The sequence below is a fragment of the Algirhabdus cladophorae genome, assembly GCF_044772865.1.
Classification (GTDB): Bacteria; Pseudomonadota; Alphaproteobacteria; order Rhodobacterales; family Rhodobacteraceae; genus Algirhabdus; species Algirhabdus cladophorae.
Map to the genome: position 1 here is coordinate 1,225,268 of NZ_CP173029.1, position 16,660 is coordinate 1,241,927.

General features: G+C 54.5%; 17 protein-coding genes. 8 read left to right on the forward strand and 9 right to left on the reverse strand.

The window, feature by feature from the left end; translation table 11 throughout:
• Nucleotides 1-10: 10 nt before the first annotated feature.
• From ACIRQ6_RS05945 to ACIRQ6_RS05955, 3 genes are all read left to right on the forward strand, one after another.
• Nucleotides 11-1,237: an FAD-binding domain-containing protein gene (locus ACIRQ6_RS05945; RefSeq protein ID WP_420863216.1), complete on the forward strand. Its 1,227-nt coding sequence runs from the start codon at nucleotides 11-13 to the stop codon at nucleotides 1,235-1,237.
• Nucleotides 1,234-1,554 carry a hypothetical protein gene (locus ACIRQ6_RS05950; protein WP_420863217.1) on the forward strand — a complete coding sequence of 107 codons (321 nt, stop codon included), beginning with the start codon at nucleotides 1,234-1,236 and terminating at the stop codon, nucleotides 1,552-1,554. The genes ACIRQ6_RS05945 and ACIRQ6_RS05950 overlap by 4 nt, the downstream gene beginning before the upstream one ends.
• 714 nt (nucleotides 1,555-2,268) lie before the next feature.
• The gene (locus ACIRQ6_RS05955) at nucleotides 2,269-3,015 is read left to right on the forward strand and encodes a hypothetical protein (protein ID WP_420863218.1); all 747 of its coding nucleotides are present in this window, start codon (nucleotides 2,269-2,271) and stop codon (nucleotides 3,013-3,015) included.
• A 168-nt stretch (nucleotides 3,016-3,183) separates the two neighbouring features.
• On the opposite strand, the gene ACIRQ6_RS05960 is transcribed toward ACIRQ6_RS05955, so the two are convergent.
• The 3 genes from ACIRQ6_RS05960 to ACIRQ6_RS05970 form a co-directional block, all read right to left on the reverse strand.
• Nucleotides 3,184-3,978, reverse strand: a complete 795-nt coding sequence (locus ACIRQ6_RS05960; RefSeq protein ID WP_420863219.1) for a hypothetical protein — start codon at nucleotides 3,976-3,978, stop codon at nucleotides 3,184-3,186.
• Between the two features lie 337 nt (nucleotides 3,979-4,315).
• On the reverse strand, nucleotides 4,316-4,729 hold the full coding sequence (locus ACIRQ6_RS05965) for a DUF7684 family protein (RefSeq protein WP_420863220.1): 414 nt from the start codon (nucleotides 4,727-4,729) through the stop codon (nucleotides 4,316-4,318).
• Between the two features lie 339 nt (nucleotides 4,730-5,068).
• Nucleotides 5,069-5,965 (reverse strand): LysR family transcriptional regulator, encoded by an 897-nt coding sequence (locus tag ACIRQ6_RS05970; protein WP_420863221.1) that lies wholly within the window; start codon nucleotides 5,963-5,965, stop codon nucleotides 5,069-5,071.
• A 132-nt stretch (nucleotides 5,966-6,097) separates the two neighbouring features.
• Here ACIRQ6_RS05970 and ACIRQ6_RS05975 point away from each other — a divergent pair, with 132 nt between their 5' ends.
• The gene (locus ACIRQ6_RS05975) at nucleotides 6,098-6,709 is read left to right on the forward strand and encodes a hypothetical protein (RefSeq protein ID WP_420863222.1); all 612 of its coding nucleotides are present in this window, start codon (nucleotides 6,098-6,100) and stop codon (nucleotides 6,707-6,709) included.
• 61 nt (nucleotides 6,710-6,770) lie between these two features.
• Complete coding sequence (locus tag ACIRQ6_RS05980) at nucleotides 6,771-7,193, forward strand: hypothetical protein (RefSeq protein WP_420863223.1); 423 nt, start codon at nucleotides 6,771-6,773, stop codon at nucleotides 7,191-7,193.
• Between the two features lie 203 nt (nucleotides 7,194-7,396).
• On the opposite strand, the gene tkt is transcribed toward ACIRQ6_RS05980, so the two are convergent.
• Entirely contained in the window at nucleotides 7,397-9,421 is a 2,025-nt protein-coding gene (gene tkt, locus ACIRQ6_RS05985) for a transketolase (RefSeq protein ID WP_420863865.1), read from the reverse strand.
• A gap of 268 nt (nucleotides 9,422-9,689) precedes the next feature.
• Between tkt and ACIRQ6_RS05990 the strand changes: the two genes are divergently transcribed.
• The gene (locus ACIRQ6_RS05990) at nucleotides 9,690-10,160 is read left to right on the forward strand and encodes a hypothetical protein (RefSeq protein WP_420863224.1); all 471 of its coding nucleotides are present in this window, start codon (nucleotides 9,690-9,692) and stop codon (nucleotides 10,158-10,160) included.
• Nucleotides 10,160-10,561 (forward strand): cell division protein ZapA, encoded by a 402-nt coding sequence (locus ACIRQ6_RS05995; protein ID WP_420863225.1) that lies wholly within the window; start codon nucleotides 10,160-10,162, stop codon nucleotides 10,559-10,561. Before ACIRQ6_RS05990 ends, ACIRQ6_RS05995 begins: the two co-directional genes overlap by 1 nt.
• 197 nt (nucleotides 10,562-10,758) lie before the next feature.
• Here the strand turns inward: ACIRQ6_RS05995 and ACIRQ6_RS06000 are convergent, their stop codons facing one another.
• From ACIRQ6_RS06000 to purL, 4 genes are all read right to left on the reverse strand, one after another.
• Nucleotides 10,759-11,499, reverse strand: a complete 741-nt coding sequence (locus ACIRQ6_RS06000; RefSeq protein ID WP_420863226.1) for a hypothetical protein — start codon at nucleotides 11,497-11,499, stop codon at nucleotides 10,759-10,761.
• A 6-nt stretch (nucleotides 11,500-11,505) separates the two neighbouring features.
• Complete coding sequence (gene grxD, locus ACIRQ6_RS06005; RefSeq protein WP_420863227.1) at nucleotides 11,506-11,868, reverse strand: Grx4 family monothiol glutaredoxin; 363 nt, start codon at nucleotides 11,866-11,868, stop codon at nucleotides 11,506-11,508.
• Nucleotides 11,869-11,983: 115 nt separating this feature from the next.
• Nucleotides 11,984-12,217 carry a BolA/IbaG family iron-sulfur metabolism protein gene (locus tag ACIRQ6_RS06010; RefSeq protein ID WP_420863228.1) on the reverse strand — a complete coding sequence of 78 codons (234 nt, stop codon included), beginning with the start codon at nucleotides 12,215-12,217 and terminating at the stop codon, nucleotides 11,984-11,986.
• Between the two features lie 105 nt (nucleotides 12,218-12,322).
• On the reverse strand, nucleotides 12,323-14,482 hold the full coding sequence (purL, locus tag ACIRQ6_RS06015; protein WP_420863229.1) for a phosphoribosylformylglycinamidine synthase subunit PurL: 2,160 nt from the start codon (nucleotides 14,480-14,482) through the stop codon (nucleotides 12,323-12,325).
• 413 nt (nucleotides 14,483-14,895) lie between these two features.
• Here purL and ACIRQ6_RS06020 point away from each other — a divergent pair, with 413 nt between their 5' ends.
• Nucleotides 14,896-15,612, forward strand: a complete 717-nt coding sequence (locus ACIRQ6_RS06020; protein ID WP_420863230.1) for a hypothetical protein — start codon at nucleotides 14,896-14,898, stop codon at nucleotides 15,610-15,612.
• A 22-nt stretch (nucleotides 15,613-15,634) separates the two neighbouring features.
• On the opposite strand, the gene ACIRQ6_RS06025 is transcribed toward ACIRQ6_RS06020, so the two are convergent.
• The gene (locus tag ACIRQ6_RS06025; protein WP_420863231.1) at nucleotides 15,635-16,540 is read right to left on the reverse strand and encodes a LysR family transcriptional regulator; all 906 of its coding nucleotides are present in this window, start codon (nucleotides 16,538-16,540) and stop codon (nucleotides 15,635-15,637) included.
• Between the last annotated feature and the right edge of the window lie 120 nt (nucleotides 16,541-16,660).

Below are 16,660 nucleotides of genomic sequence, written 5' to 3' on the forward strand. Positions count from 1 at the left end.
CTAGGGCGCAATGACCATATTTGTCGGAACGCGTGCTGCTGGTCTGGAGGCCATGCAAGCCTTTGAGGATCGTATGGGGCTGCGATACGAACAGGGGCGCAATTACGATAACGGGCCGGGCCGCCATACGGACGTGTCCCTGCTGTCACCCTATATTCGCCGCCGCTTGATCACAGAACGCGAAGTGGTGGCCGCAGCATTGAAGGCGCATGGTCCCAAGGCTGCGTCCAAGTTTGTCGAAGAAGTCATTTGGCGCGGCTATTACAAAGGATGGCTTGAGCGGCGGCCGCAAATCTGGCGCAGCTATATCGCGGGCAGGGATGCAGATTACGCCGCCCTGAAACGTGATCGTCGGCTACGCCGGGATATCGAATTGGCGGAGACAGGCCAAACCGGGCTTGACTATTTTGACAGTTGGGCGCGCGAACTTGTCGATACAGGGTATCTGCACAACCACGCACGGATGTGGTTTGCCTCCATCTGGATTTTCACGCTTAAGCTGCCTTGGCGGCTGGGTGCTGATTTCTTTTATCGCCATTTGCTGGATGGGGACGCTGCGGCCAATACGTTGAATTGGCGGTGGGCGGCTGGGCTGCACACGCGCGGAAAACCCTACCCAGCGCAGCGCGACAACATTGAGACCTTTACCGGGGGTCGCTTTAAGCCCGCAAAGGGTGAATTAGCTGACGTTGTAAGAGGCCTTGAGGCGTCCGAGCCTGATGGGTTACCGCCGGTGCAACCTCTCCGGGACATAGCACCAGCCAAGCCAAATGTGCGGACGGCCATTTTGATCACTGATGAAGACTGTTGTGTTGAGGATTTCGATCTCTCGACGTTTGATGTGCGCGCTGTGGCGAGCCTCACGGCAAGCGCCTTACGCTCGCCCCGGTCCGTGTCTGACGCCGTGTCTGAATTCGAAGATCAGGCTGTGCAAGATGCTGGAGCGCGGCTGAACTTTAAGACACAGAGGCTGCAGGCGAACGATCCGTCTGTCCTTGCCGACTGGGCGAGCACGGCCAAGGCAGACCAGATCTTTACGCCCTATATCAGCTACGGCCCGCTGCGGGATTGGCTTAACGCGGCCACGCCAATTCTTTCAGCACGCGGCATAACGCTGTGCGAACAGCGCCGCGATTGGGACACGGCGATCTGGCCCCACGCCACGGCTGGCTTTTTCAAAGTCAAAAAGCAAATTCCACGTATTTTGGACCAGATGATGGGGAATGTGCTGGTATGACTGATGCGCGCACCGCCCGTGTTGCCGATCTTGTGAGCCACTACATGGTTTTAACCAAAGAGGTCATGCCGCAGATGGCGCGGGACCCTGCCATCAAATGGCCTGTGCAAAACGATCACTGTTTTCAACGTATCGTGCTGGATAACGTATGTGGCGGGCCATGGTTCGATCACCTCGCACGCCCAGCCTACAAACACCTCTCACGCGATCAGGCCGTTCGGGCGGTTGGTCTGTGTGAGGCGATTATAGCGGGTGACGCAAACCTTTATGAACTCAACACCAAATCACTGATTTGGAGGGGTAAACAGCCCAGATAATGCGGCGACCATGTTTTTCGGGATGCTTGTGCCTACCAACGCCGGGTATACGCTGTATCCATGAAAATAGCTCGGGATCCATACGGTTATTTTTACCCTATTTGTAGGCTATTAGGTGCTGTTCGAAACTGAACGGTTCGTCAAATCAACCTTAGTTCATACCGAGTTGGATTTCCGTTTTCTGCCAGTTGCTTCAGTTCGCCCTTCGGTGTGACAGCCTTGGCCCAAAGCAAGACCCGTTCAATAATCAGACTGCGAATTTTTTGCAGATGTTTGGCCACATTTTGCGCGGTGTTATCTGCGGTCTCTAATCTATCGTATCCACATCTATGAAAGTCGCGACGTCGATACCTTGGGGGTACAAAAGTCCCTGAAAAATCGTGGGGTGTGAGTTTTCTGGGAAACCCCGTCATGTTGAAAACATCCGCGTCCAAATTGTTTTTCCAAGCGGTTGGAGGCAGTGCTGCTAAAAACAAATCAATGTCTTTAGCGCACGAGCCTTTCGAAACTCTTCACGCAAATCTATACGGCGTAGGTCGCGTAAACACTCCGAAAATCAAAGTGATTTTCCTTCGATCTATGCCACGACATACACAAATTCCCACTGTTTCGAGGCCGCGCGACGGTATTGCCTGAAAGCAGGGGGCTCGCTATTCTTTGCCTTGTTGCGGTCGCATGTGCACATTTTGAAAATTAAGTTGGAGAAAGTATTAGATGGGCAAAGGTATATTTTTCACCTTGGGCGCAGGCCACTTTCGTACGCTTACTGTAGGTTCTGTTTTGTTGTTCGCCCTTGTCGCGTGTAGTGAACCCGGGACGAGCACCTCTACAAAAGTAAGTTCTTTTGGATTAAGCGTTGCGCCTCCTGAAGTGTTAGAGACTGCGACCCAGCGTATTCGGCTGAGCCCGCTCAAACCACATTATAGCGACCCTATTGTGGCCTGTGTCCCCGGTCCAAATGCCAAGGCGCGCGCAGAACGCACCAGAAAACACTTTGAAGAGGTAGCCACCCCGTGGCTTCTTAATACCAGCGTTAAAGGTCCGGCTCTTGATGCTCAGTATGCTGCGAAACTGCGCGAGCCGCTAAAGAGCAACCAGTGCCACATGCTCCGGTCTTCTACATTCTTGCCGCTCGAAAGTGTGTCGCGCAAAGTCACCCAAGGTGACTTGATGCTTCATGCGTTCAAAAAGGTTGGTGATTTAGGCTCTCCGACAGGTTTTGCGGCAGACTGTGCGCGACTGGAAGGACAAACGGTTGCGGACGCCAGAGCGAATGCAGAGCGCGCCTTATCCGAATACATCGCACGGTGGGATAAGCAGGAAACTGATTTCGAAAAGCGCGTGCAACGCGAAGGCAGTGCTGCGTTTAAAAATTCAAACCAGCTCGAAAAAAGCACAGCGTTGCGCGATGATATTCGGCAAAAATACCGCTGTATCTCTGTGCGAACGGTCCATTCTTGAAGGGTATTGTGCCGTTTCACAGATGTGATTTGTGCCTTGTGGTATGCGTGTATTGGTTCGGCTCAATTGCAGTGACGGTCAGCCGAACGATCTTTTTGAGCGATGTTGCTGTCGGCGCGAACGTCGTCTGTAAGCGGACACTGTAGCCTTATTGAAAGACAAATAGGATCAGATCCTTGAAAGTTCACGTTCTACTTCGTGGGCAAGCCAGCCGCCAAAACCGACCAAAAGTTCCAGAAGATCGCGCTTGCTTACGCCTGGCTGCTTCGAAATCTGGAGGGTGCGCTGCATATCAGCAGCTTTATCGGGATAGTATTTGGCAAACGCATCGCAGGCCATTTGCGGATCTGTTGTCCAACTCTGTTCGCGGGCGGTCACCAGTGAAAATCCTGTCCTGATGAACTTGCGAGAAATCTGTTCGCTTAGTCTCGAAATCCCTTCAGGCGGGGTCGTCTCCAGTTGTGAGAGGTATTTTTCTCGTACCTTCTCAAAGTCGCCGTTGAAGGCCTTGGCGACCTGCTGAGTTGGTTTGAACCTAGGTAAGGATGCTTGCATCTCTTCACCTAGGACACAAACGCACAGATGCTTGATGAAACATCCAATCCCATAAAGATCGGCGTCTATTTCCTTTGGAAATGTGATGCCTACGGCGACGTCTCGGGCAATGTGCGAATACTTTTGGGAGAGGGCTGCTTCTGCCGTTTTGATTTGTGATGTCAGAGTTTCAGTAGGCTGTTGCCGTAGGACCACCAAAACATCCAGATCCGATGTTGGTACTTGGGCCTTTCCAGTCACGACACTTCCGTACAGATGCAATCCGTGTAGCTGATTTCCGGTCACGTGCCCGAGCCTATTTTTTACATCTTCGACCAGTTTGAAATAAGGCACTTGGATCTTTGAGGCCATGACTTCGGTCTTAATAAACCCCTCATCATCTACGCCGTAGGTGGCAGAACTGGGCATGTTGGTCTTTCGTATCTTGGAAGTGGGGTGGAATATCGAATAAAAATGTAGCCCACAGTGATATTCAACACTCTGCACATCAACTGGCTGCACAGAGCTCGGGCCAGCTTAATGCCACGACCTGACAATACAAATGCAAATAACGGGCTTTGCCAACAGGATAGAAAGCTGGTTTTGGGCGTTTAGCGGTCACTCGAACAAGACGGGCACCGATTAGAGCGCCCGTTTGGCGTTTGAGGGGGGGGGGCGCTGGGCGCATCTAAGCGGTTGAATTTCTGCGAATAACGGGTCTGAGCCCACAGCTACCAAATGCTGCGATCTGCTTGACGGGCAGCTTTCAAGCTGCGCGGTAAAGCTGCTCGATCAACTCACTGCGTTCATGATGCGCAAAATCAAGAACCAAGATATCTTCAAGCTTCACTTCAGAATAATCAGAGCAGTGTTTCGCAAACTCTATGACCTCTTCAAGGGTTTCGTCTGCATGCCAAGTGGTCATGACGAATTTATCCTCAGGATAGTCGCCATAGTTGTAAGACTCTAGAAATGCCCAATCCACGCTATCGTCCCAAGCAGAACACTCCATTCCCCATGCCAACGAAAAGAGGCACCCAGCTTTCACAAGCGCTTTGCTGACCTCGTTACGATAGATTCCGCTAACTTCGCGCTCGACGAGTATGAGGCACTTGAATTTGGTCATCTGCTTCGGAAAGGAAACAGGCACATCAGTGGGTAAGAAGACGTATTTGAACATATGCAGGAGGTGACAATCAGACCGCCCGTTAGTCAAGACGAACGACAAGACCTTATGCAACACTTGCCTTTAGGGGCACTCCGAGAACGGCATCACAGTCCCGCTCGGCCGTCGTCCGATAAGAAAGGCGTCACTGAGAGCGCCCTTTGTCTATTCCGAGGTGCTTGGCTTTAAAGGTTCAACCTGTCTTTGGGCATGCCGACGGTGGTGCCCCGGTGTCGGCAGAGTTCTGGGACGTGTGAGGGCATAGCAGGGGCTATTGGACGGGCGAAATTGCAGTCAATCCCGGCAATGAGCGCAACGTGCCACATACCGCAGAGGGTTTGAATGGTTTCTTATCTAGCTATCGATCATATTTTCAGAGCGGCAAAGGTCTGCCACAAACAGACTGACGATACCGTCCTTTGATGCGTTTGAAGGCCATTCGGCAAAGACGTCCAAGGCTTCTAGGTCCCAATCCGGCAGCACAATCTGCACATCGCCTTTTGAGACATCTTCCTCTGTCAAAAATTCGGGGACGATTGCTATCCCGGCAGCCTCCTTCACAAATCGATAGACCGCCAGTGAACTGTTCGCTGTTATTTGACCAACCGGGTCGATCTTTACTGGGCTTTGCCCCGATCTTGTCAGTCGTTGGTTGGACCCTTTCACGCCCGCCAACATGACCCAACTTAGCCCTTTAAGATCGTCGGGCGTCTTGATCGGCTCAAACTGGGACAAGTAAGACGAGGCACCCGCGATGCACCTTCTGCCTTCAAACAGGGTCTGACGGTTGGGTGCCTGACTATTCTTTGCACCCACTTGGATGGACACATCAAAACCGTCCTCAATGAGATGTCGCCGCTGGTCGCTGAACTCCAACCGAATGTCTATTTTTGGATGCCGCGCACAAAAATCCGTTATGTGCTTGATCAGACGCGACTGTGACAATCCTGATGTGGCGGTGACCCGCAGCACGCCGGACGGTTCACTTAATGTGCCGCGCAAATCATCCAGTGCCGCAGTGACGGCATCGTTCATGATATGCGCCGACTTTAGCAACCGCTCGCCCTCGGGGGTGAGGGTAAATTTGCGCGTGGTGCGATAGATCAGCGTTACACCCAGCTTGGCTTCAAGCTGAGAGATGTGGTGACTGACAACGGACGGAGCGAGGCGCAAGTCGTCTGCTGCACCTTTGAACGTGCCGTGATCAACGGCTCTGGCGAAAATTGCAATCTGGCGCAACTCGTCAATCATTAATCTACTCCATCGAATTCTCAGTTTGTACAATACCATCTTGTGAATTCAACGTAATGCACGATGATCGATTGGGAAACCCTTGGGTGGGTCAATGCCGACCCAAAATTCAATCACAGAAAGACGTATCAGATGCGGCACCAAACCCTTTTAGCAGTCCTCTTTACCGCTGTGTCCTCGGCGTCCATGGCGTTTGCACAACCGACGGGCCCGGCGCCAGTCAATGGTGCTGATGAAGCGTATTTTCTGCGGGTGGGTTTGCCATTGGATGAACCACGGCACCTGTGCGTCGACACAAGAGGATTTGGCGACACCCCCAAGACAGATGAATCGCTTTGGGTTCATACCTGCAAAGACGGTATGTGGAACCTCGACATGCGCTTCGAGAGTTCGGCTGCTGGAACCGAGATTATCATGCCTCAATACGGGATGTGTATGGCCGCGCTGGAACCTAAAGCGGGGACCGAGATTTGGTTGCAGGCCTGTGGCACAGACGCAGCCAAGTGGGTTTGGGACAACGCACGGCTCACATACGGTCTGGATCCATCGCTTTGCCTGACAATTGTCGAGGGGCGCTCGGAAATGACGCCTGGTGGCGCGCAGTTCCCACCCAAATATCGCTGGCGGGGGCTTTCGTTAGAGGCCTGTTCGGACGAGGCCATCGAACGGCAACTTTGGGCGCTCACAGAACCCTTGGACGTCGCCGCACCAATTCTCCCCCCGGTTGGAAGCCTGCTCGACTGATGTTGCACGGGCCTCATGCAAAGCTTCCCAAAGCTCTTTAAAACTTCGAAAGGACACCCTCATGAAAGCACTTCCTCGACTGTCAAAATGTCTTGCAACTATTCTCGCCCTGCAATTTGCGGCTGGGATCGCATGGGCACAGGTTGGCACCGGAACCCACAATCTGGATGGCACCGAAGTCAACTGGACCTACAACAACAACGATGCTCAGATGATCGTTTCATTTGCGGGCGGGCTTGCTGAGTACGAATGGATCGCCGGGGCGCCGAAGGGCAACTCCGATAGTGAAATCCCCTATTCGTCGCGTGAAATCGCACCGAACGTCTATTTGATGTCGTGGGTACAAGATGGCCGCCCCGATTACATCACGATGATTTTTAATTTCAATGACATGACAATCGCAACGACTGGTGTTTTGCGACCCGGAACCGACGAAGAACGGCGGCTGTTTTTGGATGGCGTTATCAACAGCGTTGACCGTTGATACTTGAAAAGTAATCAAAACATCGTGCCCGCGCCCGTTTGGTGAAAGTTCAATTCAACACGTAAGAAACGGGCGCGAGTGTTTAGGGCTGCAAAGCTGCCATTACTGCAACCGCAGCGCATTGGCGCTTTGTCTGTTGAGCATTTATCCAACAAGAAGGGCGCCGCTGTGGGCGCCCTTTGGTTGTTCTGAGGTGCTTGGCTTTAGAGGCCCAGCAAGTCTTTGACCTTGGCGGCTGTGTTTTCGGCGGTGATGCCGAATTCCTTGTAGAGAGTTTCGGCGGGGGCAGAGGCGCCAAAGCCGTGCATACCGATAAAGCCGGATTTCTCGCGTTTGCCGCGCTCGCCAAAGAGCCAACGATCCCAGCCAAAGCGGATGCCTGCCTCAATGGCGACGCGCACTGGGCCGCCGGGTAGGACGCGCTTGCGGTAGGCATCGTCTTGTTCTTCGAACAGTTCCCAACAGGGCATGGACACCACGCGGGTGCCGATGCCTTCGGCCTCGAGCAAGTCGCGCGCGGCCATGGCAATGGACACTTCGGACCCTGTCGCCATCAAGATGGCTTGGCGTTTGCCCGAAATAGCATCGGCCAGAACATACCCGCCTTTGGCGGTCAGGTTGGCTGTTTTGTGCTCGGTGCGTACAGTGGGCAGGCCTTGGCGGGACAGGGCCAGCACGGAAGGTGTGGATTTGGAGGTCAGGGCGACTTCCCATGCCTCGGCTGTCTCGACCGTATCAGCGGGGCGGAACACATGGGTGTTGGGTGTCGCGCGCAGCATTGCCAGATGTTCGATCGGTTGGTGTGTTGGGCCATCTTCGCCCAGACCGATGCTGTCGTGGGTCATCACGTAGGTCACTGGAATGCCCATGAGCGCGGAAAGGCGCATGGCCCCGCGTGCATAGTCAGTAAAGCACATGAACGTCCCACCATAGGGGCGCACACCGCCGTGCAGGGCCATACCGTTCATGGCTGCAGCCATGCCGTGTTCGCGGATGCCGTAGTACATGTAGCGGCCTGCGCGGTTGGTCGCGTCATGCACGCCCAGATCCTTGGTCAGGGTGTTGTTAGAGCCTGTCAGATCTGCCGAGCCACCGAAGGTTTCGGTCATGATCGGGTTCACCACTTCCAGCACCATCTCAGAGGATTTGCGTGTGGCCACTTTGGGTGCGCTTTCGCTGATCTGCTTTTTCAGGGCCTTGATCGTGGCGGACAGGCGTTTGTGCGCATCCCCTTCATAGACGCGGGTAAACTGGTCCTGTTTGGATTTTGACAGGGTTTCGAAACGAGTTTGCCATTCGGCGTGATCCGCAGCACCGCGGCTGCCGATGGCCTCCCAAGCGGATTTGATGTCGGCAGGAACCTCAAACGGGCCTGCGGTCCAACCGTAGCCTTCTTTGGCGGCGGCCATTTGATCCGCATCGGTCAAGGCGCCGTGGCCTTTGGATGTATCTTGGGCGGCATGGCCCAAGGCGATATGGGTTTTACAAGCAATCATCGAAGGCTTTTTGGATTTTTTCGCGGCGATCAGGGCCTCATCGATGGCCTGCGGGTCGTGGCCGTCGATGGATTGCACGTGCCAGCCCGAGGCCTTGAAGCGCATGACTTGATCGGTGACGTCGGCAATATCCACAGTGCCGTCGATGGTGATGTTGTTGTTGTCCCAAAGAACAATCAGCTTGCCCAGTTTTTGCTTGCCGGCAAGCCCGATGGCCTCCTGGCTGACGCCCTCCATCAAGCAGCCATCGCCTGCGATGACATAGGTGTGGTGGTCTTGGACTTTTTTGCCGAACTGGGCGCGCAGCAATTCTTCGGCCAATGCAAAGCCGATGGAGTTTGCGATCCCTTGCCCCAAAGGACCGGTGGTTGTTTCAATACCTCGGGCGTGGCCAAATTCAGGGTGACCTGCGGTTTTCGCGCCCCATTGGCGGAAGTTTTTGATCTGGTCGATGGGCATATCTTCGTAGCCCGTCAGATGCATCAAGGAATAAAGCAACATCGAGCCATGACCAGCCGACAGGATGAACCGGTCGCGGTCGGGCCAGTTGGGGGCAGAGGCGTCGAACTTCAGGTGTTTTTCGAACAAAACCGTGGCCACATCGGCCATGCCCATTGCCATACCGGAGTGTCCCGAATTGGCAGCAGCAACAGCGTCCAGTGTGAGCGCGCGAATGGCGCAGGCTTTGGACCAGTGGTCGGGGTTGGCGGCGCGAAGGGCTGCAATATCCAAGAGAGACGTCCTTTGATTGAGAGTAGAGTCCATTTGCTTTGTGATAACAGGGTGGCCTTGAAGTTCAAGCGGTCCGTGTCGGGATGAACTGCGGGCCCTAAGCCTTTGGAACAAAAGGTGCGCAAATGGTTGTTAACTTGCTAAGATAATGCAAGATCTTGGGCCGAATCGTACAGTGATGCTGTGTTAGGCCTTGAAACAGGGCGCATAGAATAAAGCGTTGCGATGCGACGCGGCAGACGAAACCCGTCTAGAAGGATAGGGACAGATGAGCACAATAGAGGCATTGGAGCAAAGAATAACCTCAGCTTTGGAGCGGATTGGTACGGGATTGGACCAGTTGTCTGCTCCGGTCGCGCAGGCAGTTCCAGAGCCCGGGCTGCAAGAGGCGTTGGATGAGGAAAAGTTGGCCAACACCCAATTGCAAGAGCGCCTGAAGGCCGTCAATCAGCAATTTGAGGCCTCGACCGCCGAGGCGAAAGAGCGTTTGGCAGCGCAAGCTGAGACATTGGAACGGTTGGATATGGAAGTGCAGCAATTGCAGCGGGCCAATCAGCAACTCCGCGACAATAACGCGGCTTTGCGGGCTGCAAATGCCGAAGGGGTTGCGCAGCCTGAACTGATTAATCAAGGCCTTGAAGCGGAACTGGACGGGTTGCGTGCCGCAAGATCTGCGGACCGGGCCGAGTTGGATGCGGTTTTGGCCGAGTTGAAACCAATCGTGGAAGGGCAAGTCTGATGGCGGAAGTTGATATTACCATTGGCGCGCGCGTCTTTACGGTGTCTTGCCAAGAAGGCGAAGAGCATTTCTTGCATGCAGCGGCAAAGTATCTGGACACTGAGGCGCAAATTCTGGTGGACCAGATTGGTCGGTTGCCAGAAAACCGGATGTTGCTGATGGCGGGTCTGATGTTGGCGGATAAAACCGCTGGGTTGGACGAAAAAGTGCGGATTGCGGCTGAAACTGTCGGCAAGCTTGAAGCACGGATTGAAGAGCTGGAAAACCGCCCCTCGCCTCAAGCGGAACGGGTGGAAGTGGCGGTTGTGCCAGACAGCGTGACCGATGCGTTGGCGGAGCTTGCAGCGCGGGCCGAGGCTTTGGCAGAGACAGTGGAAGCAAAAGTACCTGAGGCGGGATAGATTTGCAGTTGCGGGACGATCTTACGATCGGCGCCTGCGGCGGGCAGGGGCGACGCTGCGCGTCGCCCGTTTGAGTATTTAGAGAAAAAAGAAACCTAAGGCGCGTTGGATTGGCTGCGCTTTGCATTTTGAGCGCCAAACAAAACATGGAATGCGCCGCAGGCGCGCCTTTGGATTACGGTTGGCTGCAGGAGAGTTTAAATTTGGAAATGGATGTGGTCGTCGTGGCGGGCGGCGCGGCATCCTTGGAACCGAACTTTTTCCTGAGTGGGGGCAAATCGCGCCTTTAAGTGAGGTTCCACGAATATTTTCTCTGTCTTTTGGTTTTGAGCCAGCCAAAACAGAGCAGATTTCATGCGGTCTGTGTCCAGCGACAAATCACGCCAGAGCGGTTTGAGCCAGCCCATGTCCCATCTAAGGGTAATACGGTTTTTCGGACATGATGTTGGACCGACTTCAAAGGCAAAGTAGCCAAGGGGGCTGGGGGTTTTGGTTGTGATTTCATTGTCTCCATTTTTGTAAAACAGGGCGATATCCACTTTGTTTCCGTCGTTGTGAGACAGGTGTGGGAGTAATGGGACCCCATCGATAAATGGAAAGTTTGCATCCAAGATTCGGGTTTGGGTTCCGGGGTGCTTTTGGGCCATAGCCTGTGCAAATCTGTTGAGTTCAAGTTCCATCGCCGGTGTTACGTAGTGCCGGTTCAACACGCAAAACACAGGGCTGTGCATTTGAAGAGAAGCGGTTGATTTACACGGCAAGGCTACGCGTCCAAAGACTGGTGCGATAGCGACTGTTGCGACGGTGAGCCCTGCGTAGAGAGCCAGAAATGTCAAAGTTTTGCGACGAAAAAGGCGAGACAGCAGCCACGCTATCCCGCCAATTTGGGTCAATATTGCCAACAGCCCTGCGATAAGCAGATGCAGTGCTGCGCGCATGTGCACTTAGGCGTTGGCTTCGCGGATTTTGTCAGCTGCCGCTTTGTCATAGCTCACGCCGTTTTCGTCAAACATAGTGTCCAACTCACCGGACAGGGTCATTTCGGTGATAATGTCGCAGCCGCCGACAAATTCGCCTTTGATGTAAAGCTGGGGAATTGTTGGCCAGTCAGAGAAATCTTTGATGCCTTGGCGGATCGCGTCATCGGCCAGCACGTTCACATCGTTGAAATCAACGCCCATGAAGTTCAACACCCCAGCCACGCGGCTTGAAAACCCGCATTGGGGCATTTCTTTGGTGCCTTTCATGAACAACACCACGTCGTTTGTGGTTATCGTGTCTTGGATTTGGGCATTTGCGTCGGTCATTTTCTATCCTTTTGCGGGATCTTAACGGGAATAAGTTGGGCTCTGGTCCAGCGCAGGGGCGGCAAGAGCAGCCAGAGCGGGCCAAGAATGGCGATGAGCACAGCGGTTTTGAGCATTAGGGTGCTTTCGTTGTGAGGGCCAAGGCGTGCAGTTCGCCGTGGTTTCCGTCCATTTTGCCTTTGAGGGCGGCGTAGACGGCGCGTTGTTGTTGAACCCGGTTCTTACCGGCAAAACTGGCGTCGATCACCTCGGCGGCGAAATGGGCGCCGTCATCGCCTTGCACGGTGATTTGCGCGTCAGGGAAGCTTTCGCGGATAAGCGCTTCTATTTCGGGGGCGGATATGGCCATTTGGCGTCCTTTTGCTGTCTGGCTTAAAGATAGGCGTGGGGGTGCCTGCGCGCAAGCGTCGGAATTTAGGTATTTCTAGACTAAAGAAATCAATGTCGGGCGCCTTCAGGCCACGGCGTTGGCAAAGCCGGTCCGATAAAGGTGGGATAGTTCTGCCAATGGGGCCTCAGAGCCGCCGATTTTTACGGTGTCGCCCGTGAATTTGCCTACGGTTGCAACTGTGACGCCGGCTTGGCCTGCTTTGATCATCAGACCTTCGGCTTTGTCAAAGGAACAGGCCACCAGATAGCGTGCTTGATCTTCGCCAAAGAGCTGAGCGGTGTCCGTATCATCCAACGTTAGACCCACCCCTGCGGATTCGGCCAATTCAAAGGCTGCCAAGGCGAGGCCTCCATCGGCCAGATCGGTGCAGGCATTGATCCAGTTGCGGTTGTCGCGGATAAAGTCGCCGTGGGCCTTTTCCAGATCAAGGTCTACCGCCGGGGCATCCCCGTCTTCGCGATTAAAGACCTCGGCCAGAAGGGCAGATTGACCCAGATGACCGTGGGTGGTTCCGATAAGAATGGCCAGATGGCCGTCGCGGACTTCGCCGTTGATGTGGTCGTCAGATGTGGTGAGCAGGCCAACGGCGCCAATGGTTGGAGTGGGCAAGATGCCTGTGCCATCGGTTTCATTGTAGAGTGAGACGTTGCCAGACACGATCGGCATGTCAAGAGCGGCCACAGCCTCGCCGATGCCTTTGAGAGCGCCGACAAATTGGCCCATAATCTCGGGCTTTTCAGGGTTGCCGAAGTTGAGGTTGTCGGTTGTTGCCAATGGGGTTGCCCCTACGGCGGTGAGGTTGCGGTACGCCTCGGCCACGGCCTGTTTTCCACCCTCAAAAGGGTTCGCTTTGACGTAGCGCGGGGTCACATCCGAGGTAAAGGCGAGGGATTTGTCGGTACCGTGCACACGCACAATGCCGGACCCTGCGCCGGGAGTGCGGGCGGTGTCGCCCATCACTTGCGTGTCGTATTGCTCGTAGACCCATTGCTTGGCCGCGTAATTGGGGCTAGCGATCAGCGCCTTGAGGCCATCAATGGGATCGATGTTGGGAACGTCTGCCAATTCTTCGGCGGCCGGTGTTTCGACCCAAGCGCGGTCGTATTCTGGGGCCGTGGACGAAAGTTTCGACAGGGTCAGATCGGCTTTTACTTCGCCATTGTGGACGATCAAGAAACGGTCTTCCGCTAAAGTTTCGCCGACGATAGCAAAATCCAGATCCCATTTTTCAAATACGGCGCGGGCCTCGGCCTCAAGTTCGGGCTTGAGCACCATCAGCATGCGTTCTTGGGATTCTGACAGCATCATTTCATAGGCTGTCATATTTTCTTCCCGCTGTGGTACGTTTTCCAGCGTCAGCTTGACGCCCAGCTTGCCTTTGTCGCCCATTTCCACGGCAGAGCAGGTCAGACCTGCAGCGCCCATATCCTGAATCGAAATCACAGCGCCTGTGCCCATCAGTTCCAAGGTGGCTTCCATCAAGCGTTTTTCGGTGAAAGGGTCGCCCACTTGGACGGTGGGGCGTTTGTCCTCGATTGTATCGTCGAATTCCGCAGAGGCCATTGTGGCCCCGCCGACGCCGTCGCGACCGGTTTTTGCACCAAGGTACACCACTGGCATGCCGACGCCGGAAGCGGCGGAATAAAAGATCTTGTCAGCGTCTGCGAGTCCTGCGGCAAAGGCATTGACCAAGCAGTTGCCATTGTACGCGGGATGAAACCGCACTTCGCCGCCGACAGTTGGCACGCCAAAACAATTGCCGTAGCCACCAACGCCTGCCACGACACCATTGACCAATTGCGATGTCTTGGGGTGGCTTGGCTCGCCAAAACTGAGGGAGTTCATGGCCGCAATGGGGCGCGCACCCATGGTAAAGACGTCCCGCAGGATGCCGCCCACACCCGTTGCGGCCCCTTGGTAAGGCTCAATGTAGCTGGGGTGGTTATGGCTTTCCATTTTGAAAACAACGGCTTGGCCATCGCCAATATCCACAACGCCTGCATTTTCGCCGGGACCACAAATGACCTGAGGGCCGGTCGTTGGCAGGGTGCGCAGCCATTTCTTGGAGGATTTGTAAGAGCAGTGTTCGTTCCACATGGCGGAAAAAATGCCCAATTCGGTGAAGCTGGGTTCGCGGCCAATGATCTCGAGAATACTGGCGTATTCATCCGGGCTAATCCCGTGTTGCGCGATAAGATCGTCGGTGATGGCCGGTTCTTGCATGTTTTGTCCCCCAAGACGCATATTCCCTTGGGGCTGCGTCATACGGCATGGGGCCAGCAGGGGGAAGGGCGAAGTGCCGTCTTGGTCTGGGAAGATCCGGTTGGGTAAAAAAAAGGCCGAGCACAAAGCTCGGCCAAGTCCAACAGGGAGGTATGATGGCGCACAAAAAAGCGCCGTCGAGGATCAAATAGGAGGCAGTATAGATTCTCACAAGATATCTGGGCGTATATCCGGTATGCGTTGCGTGCATAGCTTAAAATTTGTTCTTCTTTTGTTTCGCTGCATACCACCTGTCAACTTTTGCCTGTCATACCCGAAAAGCGGCGAGATGATGTGAGGGCAGAATGCAATCCAGCAGCAGGTTTTTAGTGTGGCGAATATTGGTTCTGTTGGTGGTGTGCAGTGCATCCCCAATGCAGGCTGCATCATTGGTGCCCGATACAGCGGTCTCGCCGCACCGGACGGCTTTGGTGCCTGCCTCCGCGCCCGCAGGCGGCGGTGTTCGAGGGCAAAGCCTGTTTATCGGCCAAGAGGGGGCAAGCCTGTTCGCGCCTTATCCTGAGCGCCCTATGACCAAACGTGGGCGATCCCTGCCTTTGGATGGGGGACAATTGGCTCGACCCGGCGGTGGACCCTTAGGGGGCGGGGCCTATTCCCCGTTAGAACGTTTGCGCGCCCTGATCCAAAAGGCAGAATCGCGCCGCGACGGGTATGATGCTGTGCAATATGGTGCCACGCGGCGACCTGCGAAACGGCCAACCGATATGAGTTTGGGTGAGATTTTTCAGTGGATCGAAGCAACACCGGGCCAGCCCCACGCCATTGGCCGCTATCAATTTATACCAAAGACGCTGAGACGCCTTGTAAAACGCCTGAACCTGCCTGCGCATATTCGGTTTTCCCCGGGGGTGCAGGATGATCTGGCCGATGTTTTGCTGGCCGAGGCTGGATTGCAGGCGCTTGACCGATCCGAAATCTCGCGCGAGACCTTTATGCACAATCTGGCCAAGATCTGGGCGGGGCTGCCTTTACCGAATGGCAAATCCTACTACGAGGGTTACGCAGGCAACAAAGCCAGCATCACTTGGGCCTATTTTGAGGCAGAAATGGTGGCGATTTTTCCTGGTTAATATCTGTGAGAGGGTGGGCCGCTCAGCCCGCCGCAAGCTCGCGCATTTTCTTACGATGGGTGATAATCTCGTCTTGTACGAAATCCCGGAACGCGGTGATGCGTTTGGATTGGCGTAATTCCTCGGGGTAGGCCAAGAAAACTGGGACTTCTGTGCTTTCAATCTCGGGCAGGATACGCACCAATTGCGGGAAATCCTCGGTCACGTAATCTGGCAAGACGCCTATGCCAAGATTGTGCAAGGTCGCTTGTAACACGCCAAAGTAATTGTTGACGGTCAATAGGCTAGGCACCTCATTGGCCAAAAGGCTGCTGACTAAGGTGGCCCCTGCGCCTACTTGTGTTGACTTTGGGTTCTGACAAATCAGCCGGTGCCGATGCAACTCGTCCAAAGTGTTTGGCGTCGGGTTTTGCTCGAGATAGCCGGGCGAGGCATAAAGGCGCATCTTTACAGTCATTAGTTTCTTGCGGATCAAATCGGCCTGTGACGGCTCCTTCATACGGATTGCTACATCTGCCTCGCGCATGGGCAGGTCCAGCACCCGTTCCTCAAGCATGAGATCAATCTTCAGGTCTGGGTATTTCTCGTAGAGATGGGGCAGGCGGGGGGCCAGCCAGAGTGATCCAAATCCGATGGTGGTGGTGACTTTTAACTCGCCAAAGACCTCTTCCTCGCTGTCGCGGATGCGCGCACTGGCAGCGTCAAGGCGTTTGATCATAGCGGATGTGGCATCAAACAGCAGCTCACCTTGTTCGGTGAGAATCAATCCCCGCGCGTGGCGATGAAAAAGTGTCGCGTTCAAGGTTTCTTCAAGCGCACGCACCTGTCGGCTTACGGCAGATTGCGACAAATGCAGCACGTCACCGGCATGGGTCAAACTACCCGCATCGGCCACTGCGTGAAATATTCTGAGTTTATCCCAATCCATACCTTGCGCCTTATAACTCGATCTCATGGCTTATGCGTTCTTATCGAACTGGGATACTGATCGATACCCTTTGATGCCGATTTTTCTTGGTAGGTCAGGTTTTGTGACCTATGCTGTTTA